This is a genomic window from Alishewanella sp. WH16-1, from assembly GCF_001441695.1.
In the GTDB taxonomy this organism is placed as follows: Bacteria; Pseudomonadota; Gammaproteobacteria; order Enterobacterales; family Alteromonadaceae; genus Alishewanella; species Alishewanella agri.
Genome location: NZ_LCWL01000145.1, coordinates 70,535 through 94,304 on the forward strand (window position 1 = coordinate 70,535; position 23,770 = coordinate 94,304).

27 protein-coding genes are annotated in these 23,770 nt (G+C 51.4%); 16 read left to right on the plus strand and 11 right to left on the minus strand.

Annotated features, from left to right (window positions below):
• Positions 1–181 precede the first annotated feature (181 nt).
• The 10 genes from AAY72_RS15315 (at position 182) to hemB (ending at position 7,974) form a co-directional block, all read left to right on the plus strand.
• Positions 182–1,204: a GGDEF domain-containing protein gene (locus AAY72_RS15315; RefSeq protein ID WP_008985146.1), complete on the plus strand. Its 1,023-nt coding sequence runs from the start codon at positions 182–184 to the stop codon at positions 1,202–1,204.
• A 99-nt stretch (positions 1,205–1,303) separates the two neighbouring features.
• On the plus strand, positions 1,304–2,059 hold the full coding sequence (ubiE, locus tag AAY72_RS15320) for a bifunctional demethylmenaquinone methyltransferase/2-methoxy-6-polyprenyl-1,4-benzoquinol methylase UbiE (protein WP_057788685.1): 756 nt from the start codon (positions 1,304–1,306) through the stop codon (positions 2,057–2,059).
• Positions 2,059–2,676 carry an SCP2 domain-containing protein gene (locus tag AAY72_RS15325; RefSeq protein WP_057788687.1) on the plus strand — a complete coding sequence of 206 codons (618 nt, stop codon included), beginning with the start codon at positions 2,059–2,061 and terminating at the stop codon, positions 2,674–2,676. Before ubiE ends, AAY72_RS15325 begins: the two co-directional genes overlap by 1 nt.
• Positions 2,667–4,295: a ubiquinone biosynthesis regulatory protein kinase UbiB gene (gene ubiB / locus AAY72_RS15330; protein ID WP_057788689.1), complete on the plus strand. Its 1,629-nt coding sequence runs from the start codon at positions 2,667–2,669 to the stop codon at positions 4,293–4,295. The genes AAY72_RS15325 and ubiB overlap by 10 nt, the downstream gene beginning before the upstream one ends.
• A gap of 34 nt (positions 4,296–4,329) precedes the next feature.
• Positions 4,330–4,590: a twin-arginine translocase TatA/TatE family subunit gene (gene tatA, locus AAY72_RS15335; protein WP_057788691.1), complete on the plus strand. Its 261-nt coding sequence runs from the start codon at positions 4,330–4,332 to the stop codon at positions 4,588–4,590.
• Between the two features lie 2 nt (positions 4,591–4,592).
• The gene (tatB, locus tag AAY72_RS15340; protein ID WP_057788693.1) at positions 4,593–4,979 is read left to right on the plus strand and encodes a Sec-independent protein translocase protein TatB; all 387 of its coding nucleotides are present in this window, start codon (positions 4,593–4,595) and stop codon (positions 4,977–4,979) included.
• Complete coding sequence (gene tatC, locus AAY72_RS15345; protein ID WP_008985140.1) at positions 4,957–5,709, plus strand: twin-arginine translocase subunit TatC; 753 nt, start codon at positions 4,957–4,959, stop codon at positions 5,707–5,709. Before tatB ends, tatC begins: the two co-directional genes overlap by 23 nt.
• The gene (locus AAY72_RS15350; RefSeq protein WP_057788695.1) at positions 5,706–6,185 is read left to right on the plus strand and encodes a hypothetical protein; all 480 of its coding nucleotides are present in this window, start codon (positions 5,706–5,708) and stop codon (positions 6,183–6,185) included. Before tatC ends, AAY72_RS15350 begins: the two co-directional genes overlap by 4 nt.
• 1 nt (position 6,186) lies before the next feature.
• Complete coding sequence (locus tag AAY72_RS15355; RefSeq protein ID WP_008985138.1) at positions 6,187–6,966, plus strand: TatD family hydrolase; 780 nt, start codon at positions 6,187–6,189, stop codon at positions 6,964–6,966.
• Positions 6,967–7,974 (plus strand): porphobilinogen synthase, encoded by a 1,008-nt coding sequence (gene hemB / locus AAY72_RS15360; RefSeq protein WP_057788698.1) that lies wholly within the window; start codon positions 6,967–6,969, stop codon positions 7,972–7,974. It begins immediately after the preceding gene.
• A 10-nt stretch (positions 7,975–7,984) separates the two neighbouring features.
• On the opposite strand, the gene gppA is transcribed toward hemB, so the two are convergent.
• Together gppA and rhlB are read right to left on the minus strand one after the other, a co-directional pair.
• The gene (gene gppA, locus AAY72_RS15365; protein ID WP_082629005.1) at positions 7,985–9,529 is read right to left on the minus strand and encodes a guanosine-5'-triphosphate,3'-diphosphate diphosphatase; all 1,545 of its coding nucleotides are present in this window, start codon (positions 9,527–9,529) and stop codon (positions 7,985–7,987) included.
• Complete coding sequence (gene rhlB, locus AAY72_RS15370) at positions 9,495–10,778, minus strand: ATP-dependent RNA helicase RhlB (RefSeq protein ID WP_008985135.1); 1,284 nt, start codon at positions 10,776–10,778, stop codon at positions 9,495–9,497. Before rhlB ends, gppA begins: the two co-directional genes overlap by 35 nt.
• A 101-nt stretch (positions 10,779–10,879) precedes the next feature.
• On the opposite strand from rhlB, the gene trxA reads away from it, so the two are divergent.
• Positions 10,880–11,206, plus strand: a complete 327-nt coding sequence (gene trxA / locus AAY72_RS15375; protein WP_008609714.1) for a thioredoxin TrxA — start codon at positions 10,880–10,882, stop codon at positions 11,204–11,206.
• Between the two features lie 194 nt (positions 11,207–11,400).
• Complete coding sequence (gene rho / locus AAY72_RS15380) at positions 11,401–12,666, plus strand: transcription termination factor Rho (RefSeq protein ID WP_008609715.1); 1,266 nt, start codon at positions 11,401–11,403, stop codon at positions 12,664–12,666.
• Between the two features lie 24 nt (positions 12,667–12,690).
• Here rho and AAY72_RS15385 read toward each other — a convergent pair whose 3' ends face one another.
• Genes AAY72_RS15385 through AAY72_RS15410 form a run of 6 tightly spaced genes read right to left on the minus strand, consistent with a single transcriptional unit; the run spans position 12,691 to position 18,548 of the window.
• Positions 12,691–13,545 carry a hypothetical protein gene (locus tag AAY72_RS15385; protein WP_008985134.1) on the minus strand — a complete coding sequence of 285 codons (855 nt, stop codon included), beginning with the start codon at positions 13,543–13,545 and terminating at the stop codon, positions 12,691–12,693.
• A 30-nt stretch (positions 13,546–13,575) separates the two neighbouring features.
• Positions 13,576–14,883: a thymidine phosphorylase gene (gene deoA / locus AAY72_RS15390; RefSeq protein ID WP_057788700.1), complete on the minus strand. Its 1,308-nt coding sequence runs from the start codon at positions 14,881–14,883 to the stop codon at positions 13,576–13,578.
• The gene (locus AAY72_RS15395) at positions 14,884–15,315 is read right to left on the minus strand and encodes a cytidine deaminase (RefSeq protein ID WP_057788731.1); all 432 of its coding nucleotides are present in this window, start codon (positions 15,313–15,315) and stop codon (positions 14,884–14,886) included.
• Between the two features lie 56 nt (positions 15,316–15,371).
• Positions 15,372–16,547 carry a sugar MFS transporter gene (locus AAY72_RS15400; protein WP_057788702.1) on the minus strand — a complete coding sequence of 392 codons (1,176 nt, stop codon included), beginning with the start codon at positions 16,545–16,547 and terminating at the stop codon, positions 15,372–15,374.
• Positions 16,548–16,590: 43 nt separating this feature from the next.
• Entirely contained in the window at positions 16,591–17,382 is a 792-nt protein-coding gene (locus AAY72_RS15405; RefSeq protein WP_057788705.1) for an amidohydrolase, read from the minus strand.
• Positions 17,370–18,548 (minus strand): methionine aminotransferase, encoded by a 1,179-nt coding sequence (locus AAY72_RS15410; RefSeq protein WP_057788707.1) that lies wholly within the window; start codon positions 18,546–18,548, stop codon positions 17,370–17,372. Before AAY72_RS15410 ends, AAY72_RS15405 begins: the two co-directional genes overlap by 13 nt.
• A 134-nt stretch (positions 18,549–18,682) precedes the next feature.
• Between AAY72_RS15410 and AAY72_RS15415 the strand changes: the two genes are divergently transcribed.
• From AAY72_RS15415 to AAY72_RS15430, 4 genes are all read left to right on the plus strand, one after another.
• Positions 18,683–19,324, plus strand: a complete 642-nt coding sequence (locus tag AAY72_RS15415) for a methylthioribulose 1-phosphate dehydratase (protein ID WP_008985128.1) — start codon at positions 18,683–18,685, stop codon at positions 19,322–19,324.
• Positions 19,321–19,998, plus strand: coding sequence for an acireductone synthase (gene mtnC, locus AAY72_RS15420; RefSeq protein ID WP_008985127.1), 678 nt, complete (start codon positions 19,321–19,323; stop codon positions 19,996–19,998). The genes AAY72_RS15415 and mtnC overlap by 4 nt, the downstream gene beginning before the upstream one ends.
• Positions 19,999–20,013: 15 nt before the next feature.
• The gene (locus AAY72_RS15425; RefSeq protein WP_057788709.1) at positions 20,014–20,556 is read left to right on the plus strand and encodes an acireductone dioxygenase; all 543 of its coding nucleotides are present in this window, start codon (positions 20,014–20,016) and stop codon (positions 20,554–20,556) included.
• Between the two features lie 195 nt (positions 20,557–20,751).
• Entirely contained in the window at positions 20,752–21,657 is a 906-nt protein-coding gene (locus AAY72_RS15430) for a LysR substrate-binding domain-containing protein (RefSeq protein WP_008609725.1), read from the plus strand.
• Between the two features lie 261 nt (positions 21,658–21,918).
• Here the strand turns inward: AAY72_RS15430 and lepB are convergent, their stop codons facing one another.
• The 3 genes from lepB to AAY72_RS15445 all read right to left on the minus strand — a co-directional run bounded on the left by lepB (position 21,919) and on the right by AAY72_RS15445 (position 23,704).
• A complete protein-coding gene (gene lepB, locus AAY72_RS15435; RefSeq protein ID WP_057788711.1) occupies positions 21,919–22,650 on the minus strand; it encodes a signal peptidase I in 732 nt (243 codons plus the stop codon).
• A gap of 47 nt (positions 22,651–22,697) precedes the next feature.
• The gene (locus tag AAY72_RS15440) at positions 22,698–22,907 is read right to left on the minus strand and encodes a hypothetical protein (protein WP_008950694.1); all 210 of its coding nucleotides are present in this window, start codon (positions 22,905–22,907) and stop codon (positions 22,698–22,700) included.
• A gap of 86 nt (positions 22,908–22,993) precedes the next feature.
• Entirely contained in the window at positions 22,994–23,704 is a 711-nt protein-coding gene (locus AAY72_RS15445) for an SIMPL domain-containing protein (protein WP_057788713.1), read from the minus strand.
• Positions 23,705–23,770: the final 66 nt, after the last annotated feature.

Here is a 23,770-nt window from a genome sequence, read left to right on the forward strand (position 1 = left end):
CGTTGGACCTCACAAAATCAGCACTCTATCGTGATTCTCACGCTACGGCTAACGCAGTATTGCTGTTAATTTAGACTATTCTGACAAATTATCTGGAAAAGATATTGCCTGTAATCTTTAATCACGTAGTATAGAACCGAAATAATAATAACATCGCGCTGATGGAGCCTGGTTGCCCGGTATGAAGTATAAGGATTCGTTGCAGCAAGCTTTGGACAAAGCTGCGCAGGTTAGTGCTTTTCTCAAGCACAACCAGCTCGCCGCGCATCCGACCAATTATACGGTTGGCTACGAGTATATCAGCGGTAATAACAATGAGCTTTGTGAAGCCATTGAACAAAAACTGGCTGCCAAAGCCAGGTTTGACGACTTTATTATGGCGGAGCTGTATAACCGCTACCTGCTACCTGAGCAGCAGCAACAAGAGCAGCTGCTTCGTGATGTTTCTGGCATGGTCAGCCGTTTGTCTGGTTATACCGATCTTGCTGCCGAAGCCACCGAGAATTTTATTGATCAGCTCGACCATACCGTTTTTAAGCTGGAACAAGACGCCCAGCCGATGCCGCCGGCATTAGCTGAGTTAAAGCAGGTTACTCTCGCCTATCGTAAACAACAGCAGCAACTTAACCAGCAGCTGGTAGTCGCTAACCAACAAAGCCATCAGTTACGGGACGAGTTGGAGCAACTGAAACAACAGCGCTTGCAAGATCCCCTCACCGGTTTATACAACAGGGTTGCCATGCAAAATCAGGTGGAGCTCTGGCTAAGCGAACAACCCGATCGCCGTATCGCTGCGATCGCCGTTGACCTTGATCACTTTGCCCGCTTTAATCAGGATTATGGCCAAACTATTGGTGATATCATCCTGTCCAAAGTAGCGAAAAAGGTCCGTAGCTACGTACAGGAAAGTGGTATGCCTGTGCGTGCCGGTGGCGAAGAATTCCTGCTGTTACTGCCTGATGTTGATCTTCGAACCGCAGCTGAAATTGCAGAACAGGTGCGCAAAGGGGTCGAAAAACTGCGCTTTGTGTCGGCGCGCGACAAAAAAAGCCTGCCTAAAATTACCATTTCGCTGGGCGTTGCGCTGTATCAGGCGTCAGAAAACTGGTATCAATTCCTGTCCCGCACCAATAATGTGTTACAGCTGGCTAAACAGCGTGGCCGCAATCAGGTTGCGAATGAGGCCATGCTGGCAGCAATTTAAATCTGACCGCATATTTTTGCAGCCTTTCTGTTCAGCTTGTTGGCTCAGCCAGTATTATCTTTTACACTAGCCGCCTGTTAATTCTAATCAGGCGCTGTTATGACTGAACCCAGCAACAACACTACCCACTTTGGCTTTAAATCGGTACCTAAAGAACAAAAGGTGGCGATGGTCGCCGATGTTTTTCATTCGGTAGCAGCTAAATACGACATTATGAATGATGTGATGTCGATGGGGATTCACCGCCTGTGGAAACGTTTCACTATCGATTGCAGCGGTGTACGGCCGGGCCAGCAGGTGTTAGATCTTGCCGGCGGTACCGGTGACATCACTGCGCTGTTCTCGAAACGTGTCGGGCCAACTGGTAAGGTCGTATTGGCCGATATTAATGAATCAATGTTAAACGTCGGCCGGGATAAACTGCGTGATCTGGGGTTAGTCACAAATATCGAGTTTGTCCAGGCTAACGCCGAAGCTCTGCCTTTCGCCGACAATAGCTTTGATATTGTATCGATCGGCTTTGGCTTGCGTAACGTTACCGATAAAGATGCCGCCTTGCGTTCTATCTTCCGGGTGTTAAAGCCCGGTGGCCGCCTGTTGGTGCTGGAGTTTTCCAAGCCACAAAGCGAAGTACTCAGCAAAGCCTATGATCTGTATTCGTTCCGCATTCTGCCATTTATGGGGCAACTGATCGCGAATGATAAAGAGAGTTATCAGTACCTGGCCGAATCTATCCGCATGCATCCGGATCAGGAGACCCTGAAACAAATGATGCAGGACGCGGGTTTTGCCGAAGTCAGCTACCATAACCTTACCGGTGGTATCGTAGCACTGCACCGGGGTTATAAATTCTGATGCTCCCGTTACTGCCCCAGTTAGTCTGCGCCCTGGCCGAACAGCTGAGCCGTAAGGCGATTGCTTTAGATCCGGCTTGCCAGCCCAAGCTGCGGCAACTGCAAGGTACTCAGCTGGGGTTTGCGCTAAAAGAATTCAAACTAACGCTGGTCATAAGCGCCGGTACCGATAGCTTACTTTTCAACCAGCACGACGAAGCGGTCGATTGCCGGATTAGTACTGACTTGGCCAGCCTGCGGTTACTCGGCGATCCCAGTCAACTCACCCGGTTAATTAAAAGCGATGCGCTACAGATCGAAGGCGATTTGCAGCTGGCGCAGCAATACGCCAATTTTCTGCAGCAACTTAATCCTGATTGGCAGGGTGCCCTGGCCGGCTATGTAGGTGATGCCGCTACTCATAAACTGGTACGGCTACTCCAGCAACTGCAAAGTTACTGTAGTCTGAAATGGCAGCAGCTACAGCAAAGTCAGATGGAGTTGGTGCAGGACGAGTTAAAACTGACCCCGGTACGGGCTGAATATGAGTTATTTAGCCAGGATCTGAGCAAGCTAACGGGCCGTGTCGAGCTGCTACGGCGCCAACTACAACAGGTGCAGGAGTCAGAGTGCGTTTAGGCCGCTTTTATCAAATCCAAAAAACCTTACTCGAATATGGCCTGGATGAATTGATCCCGGCGCAATGGCAACCCTGGTACGCCAAAGCCGCGCGACGTTGTTTTTTCTGGTTAAAAAACCGCTATCCTGAACAGCGGCCCGCTGCAAGACTCCGCCTCGCTTTACAGAGTCTGGGGCCGGTATGGATTAAATTCGGCCAGATGTTATCTACCCGGCGCGATCTGCTCCCTGCTGAGCTGGCAGATGAACTGGCGATTTTACAGGACAAGGTCGCACCCTTTCCCGGCGAACAAGCGCAGGCATTAATTGAAAAGGCATTAGAACTCAATCATATCAGCGACTTATTTACTGACTTTGCCGTCCAACCGCTAGCGTCTGCTTCTATCGCTCAAGTGCATACCGCCAAACTGCGGCTGGCAGACGGCACTGACACTGCCGTGGTAATCAAAGTGATTCGCCCTGGCATTCAGAAGCAAATTCTGGCTGATTTGGCCCTGATGGATAGCCTGGCAGCGATGGCTGCCAGGTTTTTACCAGATGGCAAAAGGTTAAGACCTCGCGAGGTGGTTTCAGAGTATCGTAAAACCATATTGGATGAGCTGGACTTGCAACGTGAGTCTGCTAATGCGATCCAACTGCGCCGTAATTTCGAGGGCTCTGACTCGCTGTACATCCCCTTTGTTTACGCTGACCATTGCCGTCACAACGTGATGGTGATGGAACGTATCTATGGCATTCCGGTATCCGATATCGCCGCGCTGGAAGCCCAGGGTACCAATATGGAGTTACTGGCTAAGCGCGGCGTCGAAGTCTTCTTTACCCAGGTGTTTCGCGATAGCTTTTTTCATGCCGATATGCACCCCGGCAATATTTTTGTCTCGCGTGAGCATCCGGACAACCCCAAATATATTGGGATCGATTGTGGCATTGTCGGCACTCTCAATGCGGCTGATAAACGTTATCTGGCCGAGAATTTTGTCGCCTTTTTTAATCGTGATTATCGTAAAGTAGCTCAGCTACACTTAGATTCAGGTTGGGTGCCTGCCCATACCAAGGTAGAAGAATTTGAAAGTGCGATTCGCACTGTCTGTGAACCGATTTTCCAAAAACCACTGGCGGAAATATCCTTTGGGCATGTGCTCCTCAATCTGTTTAATACCGCCAGGCGTTTTGAAATGCAGGTGCAACCACAATTAGTGTTACTGCAAAAAACGCTGCTCTACATCGAAGGGCTTGGCCGTCAGTTATATCCGCAGCTCGACTTATGGAAAACAGCAAAACCCTTTTTAGAAAATTGGGTCAGACAACAGGTTGGTTTGCCTGCTGTCTGGCGCCAAGTGAAAGAAAACTTACCTTTCTGGGCAGAGAAACTACCCCAGATGCCAGAGTTACTGCATCGTTATCTGGAGCAAGGGCCGAAACAACAACAAGCCCTGCTGCTGCAGCTACAAGCTCTACAACAGCAACAACAGCGGGCGAAAGGGCAAATAATTAACGCTGTGCTTGCAGCAGCTTGCCTGATTAGTGCTAGTATAGCGCTCACTACACAGCAAGGTTGGCTGGCAATACCCTTAGGGATTGCCACTATTGCTCTGGCAATTAAAGCCTGGTGCCGCTAAGCGGCATCAACCTATAACTTACGAGGAACAAAACATGGGTTTTGGTGGTATCAGTATCTGGCAACTTCTGATTGTTCTGGCCATTATTGTGCTGCTGTTTGGCACGAAAAAATTGCGCGGTATCGGTTCCGATCTCGGCTCAGCCATTAAAGGTTTCCGTAGCTCAATTAAAGATGAAGAGCCAACCGAACCGACTGCACCAGACGAAAAACCGCAGCAGTTACCCAAGCAGCAGGAAACGTCTTCGGAACCGGCCAAGCATAACGCAGCCAACGTTGAAAAAGATAAGCTCTGATTATGAGTTTTTGGGAATTACTGGTCGTTGCAGTGGTTGCACTGTTGGTACTGGGCCCGGAGCGCCTACCAGGCGCTATTCGTAGTACCGTAAAAACAGTGCGTGGCATAAAACAGTTCGGTCAGCAAATGCAGGCAGAACTCAGCGACAATCTGCGGGTACACGAACTGCATCAAAAATTAAAACAAGCTGAGGAAAAAGGACTGGTCAATCTAACGCCGGAGGAATCGGCGGCACTAAAAGAACTGACCGAGGCAGCGAATTCAGTGCGCCCCCCGACTCAACCTACTGCTTCAGCACTGCCGGAAGCCACTACCGGACCGGCTGCAATTACGCAAACACCGGCTAACGAGACCGTTGTAAAAGATGAAGACAAAACCCGATCCTAATAGCCTGTTAGGTCATCTGATTGAGTTACGCAACCGATTGTTACGCTGTGTCGCAGCGGTACTGTTGGTGTTTGTCGCCATCGCGTATTTCGCCCGTGATATTTACGCCTTGCTGGCTGAACCCTTATTAGCCGTATTACCGGAAGGCACCAGTATGATTGCCACTGATGTTGCCGCGCCGTTTTTTGCACCCTTTAAACTGACCTTTATTGTCGCAATTTGTTTGGCTATTCCCTACATTTTATGGCAGGTCTGGCAGTTTATCGCCCCCGCACTGTACAGCAGGGAAAAGCGTCTGATGGCGCCATTAGTCTTTAGCAGCACCCTGCTGTTTTATGCCGGTATTGCTTTCGCCTATTTTATTGTGTTTCCACTTATTTTTGCGTTCTTTACCAGCGTCGCCCCTGAGGGCGTAACGATCGCCACCGATATCAGTAGTTACCTGGATTTCGTGCTCAAACTGTTTTTTGCCTTTGGCTTATCCTTTGAAATCCCCATCGCCATCCTGCTGTTAGTCTGGAGTGGCAGCATTAGCCGTGAAGCGCTGGCCGAGAAACGACCGTATATCATTGTCGGAGCCTTTATTCTCGGAATGCTGCTGACACCACCTGATGTGTTATCACAAACCTTATTGGCCATTCCGATGTGGCTACTCTTCGAGGCGGGTCTTTGGCTCAGCCGTTTTTATCAGCCGAGTACTGATGACCAAACCCAGGAACAAGAACCATGAAAATACTGCTTTCTGCATCAACTTTATTGATCTTATTGTGCAGTAGCCCACTGCTGCACGCACAAAGCACCCTAGCCAGCCAGCTTGAACAATGTCGTACCGAGCAAAATGCCTTAAAGCGCTTAGTTTGCTATGACGAAATCAATACCCGTACCGCGGGCTCACCAGCACCACACGCCGCCGAGCGCGCCCGTGCAGTAACGAATCCACCTGAAGATAATTTTGGTAAGGAACACCGCCAGGTTGCTGCCGATCCGGTCGATCAGCTTTACGCAACTGTGAGTGACATCAGTTTCAGTCCGCGTAAAGAGCTGATTATCACCCTCGATAACGGCCAAATCTGGCGCCAGAATGGCTCAGGGCAGTTCCCACTGCAAACCGGCGAGCGTATCTATATTAAACGCGGCTTACTCGGTGCCTTTTATCTGGGTAAAGACGGCAGTAACCGTACTCTGAAAGTGGTGCGTAGCAACTAAGATGCGCTGGTTTGATGCCGGTGTAAATTTGTTTAGTCCACAGTTTGCCGGACAAGAAGCGCAGCTCGTCACCGAAGCGCAGGCCGCTGGTATCGACGGCCTGTTACTGATCAGCAGTGATCTGGCAGAAAGTCAGCTTAACCTGAGTTTCTGCCAACAACACAGCAGTTGCTATGCCACCGCGGGTGTACATCCCCATCAAGCAGCTCAAACGACAAACGCCTGGTTAGCCGAGCTGAAAACTCTGCTTGCCATACCTCAGATGGTTGCCATCGGCGAATGCGGTCTGGATTTCAATCGCGATTTCTCACCCCGCCATGCACAGCAGCAGGTCTTTGCCGAGCAGCTGCAACTGGCAGCACAATATGATAAAGCGGTGTATCTGCATGAGCGCGACGCCTTCAGCACACAGGTCGCTATGCTGCGCGAACAACCGGTTAGCCGAGGTATAGCCCATTGCTTTACCGGCGACTTAGCGCAATTAAAAGTTTATCTCGATCTGGGACTTTATATCGGTATCACCGGCTGGCTATGTGATGAACGTCGCGGCCAGGCATTGCAACAGGCGGTGACCTATATTCCTGAAGATCGCTTGATCCTGGAGACCGATGCCCCATATTTAGTCCCCAGAACGATCAGACCAAGACCCAAACGTAATACACCGGCGCTACTGCCCGCTATCGCCGCAGAGGTCGCCCGACTGACCGGGCGAGATCTGGCGACGCTCGCCGCACAGACTGTTGCCAACAGTTGTCGGCTGTTTCAACTTCAGGAGACCTAAATGCACAGTAATCGTTATTTCCCTGCCAGTCGGCCACGCCGGATGCGCGAACAGGACTTTAGCCGTCGCCTGATGGCAGAGCATAAACTGACTGTCGATGATTTGATTTATCCGATGTTTATTCTCGAGGGTGAGCAGCAACGTGAAAGCATCGCTTCGATGCCGGGCATTGAACGCCTGAGCCTTGATCTGTTGCTTGCAGAAGCAAAAGAGCTGGTCGCACTCGGTATTCCGGCTATTGCCCTGTTCCCGGTGGTGCCGGCAGCGAAGAAGTCATTAAACGCTGAAGAAGCCTGGCAGCCAGATGCACTGGTGCAGCGGGCAATAAAACTGCTGAAACAGCAGGTACCGGAACTGGGTATTATCACTGATGTGGCCTTAGATCCTTATACTACCCATGGCCAGGACGGTATTATTGATGATAACGGTTACGTGCTAAATGATGTTACCACTGCAGCGCTGGTAAAACAGGCGCTATCGCATGCGGCTGCCGGTGCTGATATTGTTGCGCCATCGGATATGATGGACGGCCGGATTGGCGCTATCCGCGAAGCCCTGGAAGACGCCGGTTTCGTCAATACCCGTATTCTGGCGTACTCTGCTAAATATGCCTCCAGCTACTATGGCCCGTTCCGCGATGCGGTAGGCTCTGCCGGTAATTTAAAAGGTGGCAATAAAAAAACCTATCAGATGGATCCGGCAAATAGCAACGAAGCCCTGCATGAAGTGGCGCTGGATCTGGAAGAAGGTGCCGATATGGTGATGGTCAAGCCGGGTATGCCTTATCTGGACATAGTACGGCGGGTAAAAGACGAATTTGGTGTACCGACCTTTGCCTATCAGGTCAGCGGTGAATATGCGATGCATATGGCAGCCATTCAGAATGGCTGGCTGGCCGAGCAACCGGTGATTATGGAGTCGTTACTGGCGTTTAAACGCGCCGGCGCCGACGGCATCTTGACCTACTTCGCCAAAAAAGTTGCGATTTGGTTAAAACAGGGCGCCTGACGGCAGCACCTTAGTTAATAGTCAGTACCCAGCCAGCCTGCTGCTGGTACTGCACTTCCTGCTCCAGCTCCGCCCGCATCAGCGGGTGTTGCTCGAGCCAGCCCGCCGGTAAACTCAAATTCAAACACTCGTTGTGTACTGACAGTCTGACTTGCGGCAAAGCCTCGTGCCGGCGACGCATCGATAAAATTACGGCTAAACGCAGGATCCGCGTGAGGCGCCCAGCCAACATCACTGACGTCATGGTTTGTCTGGCTAATACTTCCGGCATTATCTCTGCACGGTGATTATGCACCAATGCCATTACCAGTTGCTGCTGCGCCCGGGTAAAACCCGGCAAATCTGAGTGGCTGATAATATAAGCACCATGATGGTGGTGATTCTTGTATTCAATGAGCAGCCCAAGTTCATGCAGCATGGCGCTGCTACGCAACATACTCATGCCTTCAAACTTTTGCAGATCCCAGCGATTTTGCAGTTGGGTTGCCAGCTCCAGCGCCATCTCCGCAACGCGCTCTGCATGTTGCCGATCAATAAAATAGCGAATCATCAGGCTGTTAACGGTCCGGTGCCGCACATTAGTATCCTGCAACTGCGGCAACATACTGTACAACACACCCTCACGCAGCGCGCCGCCGGAAAGGGTCATTCCCTGAATATCGAGTTGCCGGAACAAGGCAATTAGGATCGCCAGCCCGGACGGAAAAACTTGCTTGCGCTCTTGTGCTAAACCGGTAATGTTCAAGCGCTCCAGATGAACGCAGGCAATGACTTGCTGCATAATATCATCCAGTTTTTGTAGCGTAATGACTTCGTCCTTACCTTGCGCAACCAGGATTTCCTGCACCGCCTGGACGGTACCGGACGCCCCGACCGCCAACTGCCAACTCTCCTGCCGGAATCGGATCGTTATCGTCTGGGTCTCTGACTCTGCTGCACTGATTGCTGCCAGAAAGTTCTGCTCCGTCAGCTCCTGATCAGCAAAATAGCGCTCTAAATAGGTGACACAACCCATATTCAGGCTGGCCAACACCTTAGGCGTAAAACCCTGACCAATGACCATCTCGGTACTGGCGCCCCCGATATCAATCACCAACCGGTTACTGTCACTGTTTGAGGTATGGGCGACACCGAGATAAATGATTCGCGCTTCGTCTTCGCCGCTAATCACTTGCACTTGCTGACCAAGAATGGCTTCTGCTTCTTTTAGAAAGGTGGCAACATTGCGGGCTAAGCGCAGTGTTGCGGTACCAACGATACGGATATTTTGCGCGGGGATATCTTGCAGTCGCTCTGCGAATAATGCCAGGCATTCCCAACCGCGCTTCATCGCTTTGTGGCTTAACACTAAGCTATCATTTAATCCGGCCGCCAGGCGGACTTTACGTTTAACCCGGCCAATCACCTGTACCGAGCCACCGACGACCTTGACCATTAGCATATGGAAACTGTTGGAGCCGAGATCAATTACCGCATAGATATCACTATGCGGTACGGTAGCAGAGGGTGAATGCTCTGATTTAACGAGGTCGGCTTCGCGGAGATCTTGGGCCATTACTTGTACGTCCGCTACTACTTCTGCCTCCGGTGCGAGCTTGTCCGGGACGTCTTCTGATCCTGGGTTTAGGTGGGGTCAGATCCGTCAGTAACGCTGTTACATCATATTGGGTAACGGCAATAGGATGTTTGATATAGTCTTCAATCGCTGTCAGGTTTAATGCGTAGCGTTCACAGGCAAAACTGATCGCCTTACCACTCTCGCCGGCACGACCAGTTCGGCCAATACGATGTACATAGTCTTCGCAGTCATCCGGCAAATCATAGTTAAAAACATGGCTGACTTTCGGGATGTGCAAACCACGGGCGGCAACATCGGTCGCCACCAGAATATCCAGTTTGCCGGTAGTAAAATCATCGAGGATTTTCAGCCGTTTTTTCTGGATCACATCACCGGTTAATAAGCCAACCCGATGGCCGTCGGCGTCTAACCAATGATAGACATCTTCACAGGCATGCTTGGTATTAGCAAACACAATGGCTTTATCCGGCCATTCTTCTTCCAACAGCGTTAGCAACAGCGGCATCTTATGTTCATGCGCCGGATAGAACAGTTCTTCACTGATCCGGCTACCGGTCATTTCTTCCGGCGCGATATGGATATGTACCGGCTGATTCATCTTCTCAAACGCCAGTTCCTGCACTTTATAGGACAGCGTCGCAGAAAATAATAAACTTAGACGTTCAGTCGCTGGCGGCATCCGGTTAAACATAAAGCGGATATCTTTGATAAAGCCAAGATCAAACATCCGATCCGCTTCATCCAGCACCACGACCTGGATTTGCGACAAATCGTACAAGCCTTGTTTCAGGTAATCGATCAGCCGGCCAGTAGTGCCAATTAAAATATCTACGCCCTGCTCCAGCGCCTGGCGTTGAGAATCGTAGCCTTCGCCCCCATAAATCAAACCAAGTCGCAGATTGGATTTTTGCGCCAGCATTACGGCATCATTATGGATCTGAACCGCCAGTTCTCGCGTAGGAGCCATTATAATGGCACGCGGTTGACCGGAGCCTTTGGGCTCATGGGTTAACAGATAATGGAAGGTTGCCGTTAAGAAAGCCAGTGTTTTACCCGTGCCGGTTTGTGCCTGTCCGGCAATATCTTTACCGGCCAGCGCCAGAGGTAAACATTGGGCTTGAATTGGCGTACAATAACCGTAACCTTGCGCGTTTAACGCGTCAAGAACCTGAGGTGCCAATGCGAAATCGGCGAATTTATGCGATGTTAAGTGTGTTTTATTCATACCTGCCTAGCATAACTGTTACGCTTGCAATAAGAAACAGCCGCGATTAAATTGATAATAGATATTTGCAGTGTAACTGCACAGCCTGAACGGAGAAATAGATGAGCGAACATATTTTACAGGTTTCTGACGACAGTTTTGAGACTGACGTATTAAAAGCAGAAGCACCAGTACTGGTAGACTTCTGGGCAGAGTGGTGTGGCCCATGTAAAATGATCGCCCCTATTCTGGATGACGTTGCGACAGAATACGCTGGCAAAGTGACAGTTGCTAAGGTCAATATCGACCAAAACCCAAATACGCCACCTAAATTTGGTATCCGTGGTATTCCAACTCTGCTGCTGTTTAAAAATGGCCAGGTTGCAGCAACCAAGGTTGGCGCGCTGTCAAAAACCCAGTTAAAGCAGTTCCTGGATAGCAATATCTAAATTTGGATGGAAAAGGCGTATTTTTGTACGCCTTTTTCTATTGTCTGCTGGACGCAGTGATAATCAGCTGCTATTGTGTGCAATAGCAAAAGTCCTGAACCACGCTTGTCTGTCGAAAAAACCAACTTCAATCCCTTATTTTTATCGAACCGATAAGCTTTTACTCTGTTTTTACCAACAAGAACCCATCAAATATGCATTTAACAGAACTGAAACTGAAGCCAATTAGCGAACTGGTTGAGCTAGCTGAGTCTATGGGCCAGGAAAATATGGCTCGTCTGCGTAAGCAAGATATCATTTTCGCTATCCTGAAAGCTCACGCCAAAAATGGTGAAGAAATTTACGGTGACGGCGTGCTGGAAATCCTGCAAGACGGCTTCGGTTTTCTACGTTCCTCTGACAGCTCTTATTTGGCCGGCCCGGACGATATCTACGTCTCACCGAGTCAGATCCGTCGTTTTAACTTACGCACCGGCGACAGTATTTCTGGTTTAATTCGTCCACCCAAAGAAGGCGAGCGTTATTTCGCGCTGTTAAAAGTCAGCGAAGTTAACTTTGGTAAACCAGAGCAGGCCCGTAATAAGATCCTGTTTGAAAACTTAACGCCGCTGCATGCCAATTCACGCCTGCGGATGGAGCGGGGTAATGGCAGCCGTGAAGATATCACGGCCCGGGTATTAGATCTGGCAGCGCCGATTGGCCGTGGCCAGCGCGGCTTGATTGTGGCCCCGCCGAAAGCCGGTAAAACGATTTTGCTGCAAAATATTGCGCAATCGATCGCCGCCAATCACCCCGAATGTGTGCTGATGGTGCTGTTGATTGACGAACGTCCGGAAGAAGTCACCGAGATGCAGCGCCTGGTCAAAGGCGAAGTGGTGGCCTCGACGTTTGATGAACCAGCCAGCCGTCACGTCCAGGTAGCGGAGATGGTGATTGAAAAAGCCAAGCGCTTGGTTGAACACAAAAAAGATGTGATTATCCTGCTCGACTCCATTACCCGTTTAGCCCGTGCTTATAACACCGTGATCCCAAGCTCCGGCAAGGTATTAACCGGTGGTGTGGATGCCAACGCCCTGCATAAACCAAAACGCTTCTTCGGTGCTGCCCGTAATGTCGAAGAAGGTGGCAGCCTGACCATTATCGCGACGGCGTTGGTTGATACCGGCTCGAAAATGGATGAGGTTATCTACGAAGAGTTTAAAGGTACCGGTAATATGGAATTACACCTGTCGCGCAAAATTGCAGAGCGCCGCGTATTCCCTGCTATCGACTTTAACCGCTCTGGTACCCGTCGTGAAGAGTTATTGGCGTCACCGGAAGAGCTGCAAAAAATGTGGATTTTACGCAAGATCCTCAACCCAATGGATGAGACAGATTGCATGGAATTCCTGATCGATAAATTGTCAATGACCAAAACCAACGATGAGTTTTTCGACGCGATGAAGCGGCAGAAATCTTAATTCTGTCAGCTACAAAAAACCGGCTTAAGGCCGGTTTTTTTCTGCCATTTGTTGCTGGATTTCGCTAAATTTCGCCGACAACACCTGCTTTGCATTATCGTCCAACCAATAAAACAGCACGTCTTTGAAGTCAGGCGCTAACCAGATTTGTGGCAATACCTGATTAATATCGGCTATAAGTTGTTTTCCCAGCTCCGTTTGACTGCAAGTGATATAAGATACTGAATCAGCCGACGCGCCTTGCAACGCGGCGCTTTCGATCTCTGCTGTTTGCTGCAGCTCGCGTTGATAAAATTGCATCCGTTCCGGATACTCAACCACATAATCAACACGCTTAGAAATCAGTAAGGCGGCAGCATTGAGTTCGCTGGTAAATTCGGTTTTGATTAAGTGGTTAGCCGTGTTCGCTAAGATCGGTTGCATCACCTGCGGATAATAACGATTGGGCTGGTAGGCGCCTAATAACTTCTCATCCTGGACCAGCTTCTTAATATCAATTTGCAGAGAATCATTAACATAGGCGGCGACCCGACTACCGCGGACATAGTTTATTGAAAAGCCCGGCCCAACCGCCATCGGTAATGAATAATAGCGGTTGCTGGCTCGCTCCGCTGTATATAAGGAGCCGGTGATACAAACCGTTTCCCGCGGCTGCTGGAAAAACACTTCGACGCGCCCAAGGCTAATTAGCCGATCCTGATGGCTATATTGCGGCAATAACGCCGTCACCCGTTGCTGTAGCACATCGAAAGTTCCCTGACCGCGCATAGGGCCTTCCACAATTTGATGTGGCGCCCAATCCGTTTGCAGCCAGATCACCGTCGGACGCTCTGGCAGCGAGAGCCCCATCAGCAACGATAAAACCAAACCCTGATACACAGAAAATCCCTCTTAGCTGCCAACATAAACTTAGCCTATCACCTGATGAATAAGCGGCGTTGGCTGAAAACCCTCAAACCGGCAAGCTGCCAGATATTCCGCTTGTGCTACAGCGGCAGCCTCGCTAGTCGCTGCATGCACCATCGCAATCGGCTCGCCGGCGCTAACCTCAGTGCCAGCGGCAACAATGTTGCTAAAACCCACTGCCGGATCAATTTGTTGTGCCGGGTGTGAGCGACCGCCGCCCAAACGTACCACCGCCATCCCTAAGCCAACGGTGTCAGTATAGACCAGTTTACCCGTTTGTGGAGCCAGTACCGGAACAACCACCGGCGCCTGCGCCAGATAGTTATCAGGCCGCTCCATTAAATCTGCCGGCCCTCCCAAGGCACTGACCATTTTGGCAAAGATTTCAGCGGCTTTACCACTGCTCAGACTATATTCCAGCGCAGCGATGGCGGCGGCCTTATCCTGATAGCGTTTACCGAGTAGCAGCATATTGGCACCCAGCTCCAACGTCAGCTGGTGTAACCGCGGCTCGCGGTATTTACCGGTCAGATAATCCAGCGCTTCTAACACTTCCAGTGCATTACCGGCGGTGGTACCGAGGATCTGATTCATATCAGTAATCAGGGCCCGGGTGGCGACACCGGCGCCAGTTGCGGTGTTAACAATACTGTGGGCTAAGGCACTGGCATCCTCTGCCGTGGCCATAATGGCACCGTTACCGACTTTGACATCCATCACCAGGGCATCCAGCCCTTCGGACAGCTTTTTCGATAGAATAGAAGCGGTAATCAGCGGAATGGATTCCACTGTCGCCGTCACATCGCGAATCCCATAGAGCCGGCGATCGGCCGGCGCCAGTTCACTGCTCTGGCCGACAATGACACAGCCCAGCTCAGGTAACAGCTGGCGAATTTTCGTCAGGGGTTGCGTACAGCTATAGCCCGGTATAGCTTCCAGTTTATCGACGGTACCACCGGTGTGCCCGAGGCCGCGCCCGGCAATACTGGGCATAAAGGCGCCACAGGCCGCAACCATCGGCGCCAGCATCAGGGTCACCTTGTCACCGACACCGCCAGTACTGTGTTTATCCACCACCGGACCATTCAGGCCCGGCCATTGTAATACAGTACCGGAGTCGCGCATGGCCAGCGTCAGTGCTACCGTTTCCGGTACCGTCATGCCATTTAAATAAATCGCCATCGCCAGCGCCGCAGCCTGGCTATCGCTAAAGCTGTCGTCGGTCAGCCCCTGCACAAACTGCCGGATCTCGGCTTCGTTTAACACGCCACCATTGCGTTTACGTTTAATAATTTCCTGTGGAATGGCCATTTATACATCCTTTTCAATTTTTGTGCTGGCTGACAGATAGGTTGGCGTAAACGCATCCGGCAATAATTGCTGCAAACTCCAGCTCTGTTGCTGGCCTAAATGATTACAACTGGCGATCGGACTGTCTGGTAAAAAGAATTCGGCGATCACCTGCCGGCAAATACCACAGGGCGGTGTAAGTTTCGTTTGCGGGGTATATACCATTAACGCCTGAAAGCGGCGTTGGCCGGCCACCACGGCGGCGGCGATGGCATTGCGCTCGGCGCAAACCGTACCGCCGTAAGAGGCGTTTTCAACATTACAGCCGGTGAAGATCTGACCATTTTCGGCCAGTACTGCCACACCAACCGGAAACTGACTATAGGGCGCATAAGCCTGCGCGGCGGCATCTTTGGCAGCCTGTTGCAGGGCTGCCCAATCGAGTTGTTTCACTATTTGAAACCCGGTTAACCAATGGGCATATAGTGTTGCCGCGAATCCGTTGCCGGTCAAGCCCTGCTTACGCGGGCCGCCAGTAATCGACAAAACACGATCAGGGTCAGCAATAACCAGATACTGGCCAGCGGTACCAGCCAGAACGCATTAACGATGCCGGCTTGCTCGGCCCAAAGGCCGGTTAGTAGTCCGGCAAACTGGAAACCAACCGCACTGCCAATGCTGGCAATACCGGAAAGTACCGGGCCATTGTCACTATCCAGATCCATCACCGTAGCCAGCATCAGCGGGAAAATGGCGCCAATCCCCAGACCTAGCAGTAGATTGCCCAACCCCAATAGCCCGACTGTCATACCCAGCTTTACCAACAAAGCACCACTGACGGTCAGGATACCTAACAACAGTAACAACTGGCTTGCCGTTAGCCAACGCAGCAAGAGCGCAAAGCCTAACCGACTCAGCACCATACCGCCAGTAAACCAGGCCAACAGTAACCGGCTTTGCTCCGCCTGTAAACCGAGGCCGGTTACCGCATAGCTGACAAACCAGTTACCCTGGCCCCACTCCGCCGCGCCATAACCAATCATCACCAGTAGTAGCAGTAAAAACAGTGGCTGGCGTAATAATGCCGTGTAAGACAAACTTCTGGCGCCGCTGCGGCTTGGCTGCGCCAAAGCCGGTAACCTTGAAGCCGCCCAGTAGCTGTAACAGGCAATAACAACCAGGCCAAAAGCAAGGATCCGTAGCGGCCAGCGCCAGTCATCCAGGTAGCGGAACAGCAGTACCACCCACAGAGGCGCGGTAAGGGTGCCAAGACTAAACATAAAGTCCATCAGCCCCATCATCGCCGCCCTGCGGTTAGCAAATAAGCGGGCGATCAGCGTATGGCCAATGGTAAACATAATGGAATAGGTCATGCCAATCAGGGTGATCAACAACAGTAAATAGCGCCAGTCAGTCACCAGCGAAATCAGCAGTAACCAACAGGCTGATAACAGCGCCAGTGCCGCGAATAGCTTTAAAAACTGAAACTTCTGCGCATACTTACCGCCCAGCACGGCACCGAGTATGGTGCCAACCGACATCAGACTAAAGAACAAACCACTAAGGCTTTGCGATAGTGCCAACTCTGCCGCCAAATCCGGCAGCAGCAAGCCCCATAGAATAATCAGGTTACCGAGGATAAAGAAGCCGCTAAAGATCACGGCAGTCGGTGCAGCACGCGACATCGCTAAACTCCCTGTGCCAGCTTACCGCAGCTGCGGTTTGGCACTAACGTAATTCGAAAGCATCGGCATCCAGCGCCGCCGGGAACTTTTGCCGGAACTGCTGTAACGCCGCCAGATCGGCCTCGGCATAAAGGATGCCGCTCTGCTCAGGCGCCAGCTCAGCCTGCGGCTGGCCCAGATAATCGACAATCAGGCTATCGCCGCGGTAATTAAGACCATTAGCATCCTGCCCTACCCGGTTGCAGCCAAACACATAGGCCTGATTTTCAATCGCCCGGGCCTGCAATAATAACCACCAGGCGCGGCTGCGCGGCGCCGGCCAGTTTGCGACATAGATTATGGCATCGTAATCGCCCAGGTTGCGGCTAAAAACCGGAAAGCGCAGGTCATAACACACCTGCAATAAGATACGCCAACCTTGCCAGTTAACAATTACCCGCTGCTGTCCGGCAGCATAAGCCTGATGCTCACCGGCCATGCGGAATAAATGGCGTTTATCATAGGACTGTACCACACCATCCGGGGTGACAAAATACAGCCGGTTCACATAGTGCCCGTCAGCTGCGCGAACCGCCAGCGAACCGGCAATGGCACTTTGATAGTGCGCAGCCTGCTGTTTAAGCCAGCTTAGTGCCGGCCCGGGCTCATGCTCGGCGATACGGGCACTGTCCATACTAAAACCACTGGCAAACATTTCCGGCAATACCAGCAAGTCTGCGGCCGGGGCGGCGGCCAGTTGCCGCGACAGCGCCTGCAGGTTAGCCGCAGTATCCTGCCATACCAGTTCGGTTTGCAGCATCGCTACCCTTAGCTTGGGTGCCATCACAGCCGGCATAACACCTCCGCGGCCTGAGCCAGTGTCGTATCCTGCTTGGCAAAACACAGCCGGATTATCCGTGCATTGGACCCATGCTGATAAAATACCGACAGCGGGATCGCCGCCACTTTATGCTCGATGGTCAGATAACGGCAAAAACTGAGGTCATCCAGCTCTGGCGCAATGGCGCTATAGTCCAGCAGCTGAAAATAAGTACCCTGACAAGGTAACAAGCTGAACCGACTACCGCTTAACGCCTGGCGGAACTGATCGCGCTTGTGCTGGTAAAACGCCGCCAGCTCGGTCACCTGCTGCGGCTGTTCGCGCAGCATCTCGGCGATCGCATATTGCGCCGGCGTAAAACTGGAGAAGGTGACATACTGATGAATTTTCCGAAACTCTGTCATCAGCGCGGCTGGCGCCACCGCATAACCGAGTTTCCAGCCGGTAACATGAAAGGTTTTACCAAAGGATGACACAATAACCGAACGTGCCGCCAGTTCCGCAAAACAATTCGCGCTCAGCCGCGGCGCCGCATCGTACACCATATGCTCGTAAACTTCGTCACTAAGACAATACAGGCCATGCTGGGTAACCAAGTGCTGCAAGGCCAGCCAGTCTGCATGGCTAAATACCATTCCGGTTGGATTATGCGGGCTATTGACGATAATCAACTTGGTACGCGGCGTGAGCCGTGTCGCCACCTGCTGCCAGTCAACCCGATAATCCAGCGCCTCTAAACGCAAATGCACCGGTACACCACCGGCCAACTGAATAGCCGGGCTATAGCTGTCGTATGCCGGGTCAAACAGGAGTACCTCGTCACCCGGCTGCACCAGCATCTGGATCGCGACAAATAAGGCCTCAGTGGCGCCGCTGGTGACGGTGATCTCACGGCTCTCATCCAGAGTTCGGCCATAACAGCGTGCGGTCAGGGCCGCAATTTGCTGCAGTAACAAGGGAACACCCGGCATCGGCGCATATTGGTTTAAGCCAGCGCTACTGTGCCTGGCCAGCGCGGCCAAAAGCTGGCTATCGGCAGCAAAATCGGGAAAACCCTGCGATAAATTAATGGCTTGCTGCTCTGCCGCTAACTGCGACATCTGACTGAAGATGGTGGTGCCCACCGCGGGTAACTTGGAAACTATCGACATAAGGGCTGAAAAAGTTGCGAAAACCGGCATCAATGCTATCATTTGGCAGGTTTCAAGTATAGACATCTAAACGCTCAAGCGTATAAACGCCTTAATGGTTATAATATTTAACCGCGTCAGGCAATAAATAGCGACGAATCGCAGCGAATAACCAGGTCAGTAGCATGAATAATACAGCCCATGTGCATCAGCTTAACCCTAACGCCATTGCGCTCTGCAGCCTTGGCCGCTGGATCGCCAGCCGGCATTGGGTGCCCGCCACCGGCGGTAATTTCTCCATTCGTCAGGGCGAAAACAGCGCCCTGGTCACCGCCTCCGGCAAAGATAAAGGCGAACTCAGCCCGCAAGATCTGCTGCCGGTAAGCTGGCAGGATGAACAGCTGTCCAGTCCGCACGGAACGCCATCAGCCGAGACGGCCTTGCACGCCGAATTGTACCGGCTGGATCCGGCCATTAAAGCGGTGCTGCATACACACTCAGTACATGCCACCGTATTTTCGCGTCTGGTGCAGGCCGACAGCTATCTGTTTAGCGGCTACGAGATGCAAAAAGCCATCACCGGCATTAAAAGTCACCAGCAGTTATTGCCACTGGCGGTATTTGATAATACGCAGGATATCCCGGCCCTGGCGAAACAGCTGCGCCAACGCTGGCAGCAAAAACCCTTGCCGTTTGCACTGCTGGTACGCGGCCATGGTCTTTATGCCTGGGGCCACAGCCTGGAGCAGGCAAAAAGGCATTTGGAGGGTTGGGAATTTCTTATACACTGCGAACTGGAACGTATTAAATTAACAGGCTTACCGTGAACTACCGCGCCATTATTACCGATATTGAAGGCACCACCAGCCGCATCAGCTTTGTCACCGACATCTTGTTTCCGTACGCCAAAGCGCATTTACCGGCCTTTATTCAGCGTGAGCAACAGCAGCCGGCGGTGGCAGCAGAACTGGATGCCATCCGGCGCCTGCTGGGCCAGCCAGCCGCCAGCACCGACGACTGTATTGCCGCCCTGCTGGACTGGATCGCTGCCGATAAAAAACTGACACCGCTAAAAACTCTGCAAGGCATGGTTTGGCAGCATGGTTATCAGCAAGGCCATTTTCAGGGCCATATTTATCCGGATGCCGCCGCGCAACTGCGCCACTGGCAACAGCAGGGCATCCAACTTTATGTATACAGCTCCGGCTCAGTGCAGGCGCAACAGCTGCTGTTCCAGTACAGCGAGGCAGGTGATCTGCGGCCGCTGTTCAGCGGCTACTTTGATACCCGCATCGGCGCTAAGCAGGAGATCGCCAGCTATGCGGCTATCCTGCAGCATTTACAGCTACCGCCCAATCAGGTGCTGTTTTTATCCGATGTAGCTGCCGAGCTCGACGCCGCCGCCAAGCTTGGCATTGCCACAGTGCAACTGATCCGGGAGCAGCAAGCGCCCAGCCAGCACCAGCGGGCCGAAAATTTTTATCAGATTGAGGTGCAATAAGAGGTGGAAAGTTAGATGAGCCGTTTACAAATCTTCGACCTGAGCCAGCCCCAGCAAGCGCGATTTAGCAGTAGCGACGCCGCTGAGATCGCCGCGAAATTGCAGCAACAGGGCATTCGCTTTGAACAATGGCAAGCCGCAGCGCCAGTCAGCGCCAGCAGCAATAGCGAACAGGTGCTCTCAGCCTATGCCGCCGATATCAGCCGACTAAAAGCAGAGCAAGGTTATCAAACCGTGGATGTGATTTCGCTGCACCCGGCGCATCCAGATAAGGACGCGCTGCGGCAGAAGTTCCTGGATGAGCATATCCATAGCGAAGATGAAGTGCGGTTTTTTGTCCGTGGTCAGGGCTTGTTCTGCCTGCATTTAGGTGAGCAGGTCTATCAGGTGTTGTGCCAGCAGAATGATCTGATCAGTGTGCCAGCCAATACCCCGCATTGGTTTGATATGGGCAGCGCCCCGGATTTTACCGCTATCCGGTTGTTTAATAACCCAGCGGGTTGGGTGGCACACTTTACCGGCACCACTCTGGCCCGACAATTTCCGCTGTTAGATTAGGCGACAAGCCGCTACCAGACACCATTTTGCCGCAGTAAGATGCTGCAAAATGGTGCAACACTGATAAAAGGGCTAGATAAGTTAGCTTAACCAACTGAAAGTAAATCACTTTTAATTATGGTTTAGCTCTTGCAGTAATTTTGTCATACTAGTTTCCTATACTTCGCGTTGATGCTGATACCCGGGTAAGTTGATATGTCTTTGCAAACACCGCTGCGAGGCTTGCGCTGTTTCTGTGTTGCCGCAGAATGCCTTAGCTTTAAAGAAACGGCGAAACAGCTGTACCTGACGCCATCTGCGGTAAGCCATCAGATCAAACAGCTGGAAGATAACCTGAACCTGAGTTTATTTGAGCGCAAAACCCGCGCCATTGAATTAACCGAAAGCGGTAAACAGTTTTATCACGCCATTAAGCCGCTGCTGGAGCAACTTAGCCAAACCATTAACCAGTTTAGCCAGGTAGAGCGCACCAAAGAAGTCAGTATCTCGATGCCGGAGTTCTTTGCCAGTGAGCTCTTTGTCCCGCGCTTGCGCGGCTGGTCAGAACAATATCCGAATATTAACCTGACGCTGGAAACGGTGAAATCACGGCGCGACAGCCCGAAATATACCGATGTGTCGGTGGTGCTATCCGGCAAAAAGCCGCAGGATGTGCTGTCTTACGATCTGTTCCCCATTAGCTATATCCCGGCCTGTAACCCGAGCTTGTTTCAAAAGCTGCATGGCAAAGGCTACCGGGTGCTGGAGAAAACACCACTGATCCTGCATCAGGCGCGGCCCACAGCCTGGCACCAATGGGCGGAGCGGGTCGGTTATCATCAGTTTCAACCAAAGCAAATTATTCAACTGGACAGTATGTTTAGTGTGGCCCGGGCGGCGCAGCAAGGTCTGGGGGTGGCGCTGATTCCGATGCCGATCAGCCACGCCTGGTTTAGCAGCGGTGCCCTGGTCAAGCTGTTTGAACAGGATTTACTAAGCCGCGACCGTTACTATCTGGTGCAGCATAATGAGGATCCGGAGCGGCCGGAAATTAAGCTGTTAATAGACTGGGTACTGCAAAGCTTTAATACCCCGGAAGTAGCACTGCAACCCGCGAGCTAACGGCATTTTCCGCCACTTTTCATTGAAGCAAAGTTCCGCCTCCATAGATGAATTTTTTTAACCTGTCAGGTGTTTTTTTATCGTTTGTACAGCTGTTTGGTACGGCTTATAGTTAACCCGTGTTCGAGATTCGAATACAGCGGTTAAAGTTGTTGAAGGGTGTAACCTACCCTTACCTGTCTACCTTGTCTTAGCCCGATTGAATAAATCGGGCCTTTTTTTGTCTGCTAGCACCGCAAACCGGCTTTATCGTTGCAAGGCTTACTGCCCTGCGCCCCTCTCCTCTGCTGGTGGTACAAACTCGGCAGTTAAATACCGCACCGTCATATCATCGCGTATCGCATACAGAAAATTTTCATACAGCACAGTTTTCGGCACTGGACCATATTGTCTGGAATCCCGGCTTTGGTTAGTGTTATCCCCTAACACAAAATACTCATCCGCGGCGAGTTGCAGCTTACGGTACTCTCTTTGACACTGTGCAGCGTTTTCAAATCGAAAACCCACCCAATTATTAACCTGCTGATAGGCAATATCATTGACGTATACCAAGCCGTCGCAGATGGTAATCCGATCTCCCGGTACGCCATGAATTCTCTTTATCATGCTCTTACCATCAATTTCCGCTCTTACCATCACACCAGCCTGAAATGAAAGCGCAAAGTTCCGGCCAATAACCAGATCTCCTTTTGTTACCAACGGCAGGGCAGATGGACCTGATGCCTTGCCAAGGACGTAACCGATAGCCCCGGTAGCCATAAAGATGACCAGCAACAGAACCGCAGAGATATAATAGCCAATACCAGCCAAAATATTTTTGCGTAAGGCAAAAGCAATACCCTGAGCAGCGAGCAAAGCGATCCCCAGGTAACTCCAGCTTTGCAGCTGCTGTGGGCTATCGCCGAGCTGAAACAGCCGCAAACTCAGCAAAAACCCAAACCAAATTAGGATATTTAAAATAAAGAAATGCTGCGTACGACTTTTTCTAAACAAGCTAACTCCTTTAGCTAAAAAGACCTATCTCAATTAGCAACACAAGCTCACGACCAAAGCAGCGAGTTAATATAATAACTTAGCACCAAAGAAATCGCGGCTAAAATGGCTGGTAAAGCCGCTGCTAACATATTTTTCCAACCCTTGTCATATTCAGGCAGCGGGGCGAATAATTTCACGCCAAGACGTCGTTTTATCAGCCAAGCTAGGCTGAAACTGATAACGACAATCAATGCAAAGAGTGTGAACAATTCCATTGCAATCCTTCATTCCCTCTAAGCTCAGCATGCGGATTATGGCTTAGTTGTACCCTGTTGTAAGCCATAGCTGCGTTAATTCCGGGCTAATCTGACAGATAATACTCAACTGTGGTCACTACACGTACCTTTTTAATATGGGGTGTATTGGCATCCCGGTCGCTAATCGAAAACTGGCCCTGTGACGCGGTTTTGATTTTGCCCAGCTGGCTTTGTGAATCCTGCGCAAATTTTAACGCCACTTCGCGCGCTTGCTTGGTCGCTTCTTCAATCATCTGTGGTTTTAGCTCATTCAGTGCCGTAAAGCTGTATTCCACCCGGTTCTGGTAAGGATCCTGATTAAAGACAATACCCTGGCGCCCCAGTTGCCCGATAGCACTGATCAGGCCGCGGATCTTTGCCACATCCTTACTGTAAACCGTTAGCGTCTGGCTGGCGATATAGCGAAACTCCGCGCGGTCGCCTTCACCATACTGCTGCGCTTTTTTATCAATCACATTAGGTGCGGCACGGCTGATGGCAGTGGCCTCGACACCGCCCTGTTGCAAAAACGCCGTAATTAGGCCGCTTTGCTGCTCCAGGGTTTCAAATAAGCTGCCCAGCTGATTATCGGCCACCGTAAACTGGATCGGCCAAATTACGGTATCGGCTGCCACTTCCTGCTCGGCCAGGCCTTTTACATTGACCACCCGCTCATACTCTTTAAATTTTACCGCCATTTGCTGCACCAGAAATCCCAGTGCCGCCAGCCCGAGCATCAGGCTAAAACCCAGTATTGTTGCCGCCTTGCTTTGCATCTTCATTCTCCTTATTGCCAGTACCCTACTGCAATACCGGCATACTGTGCGACTTAAGTGATTAAC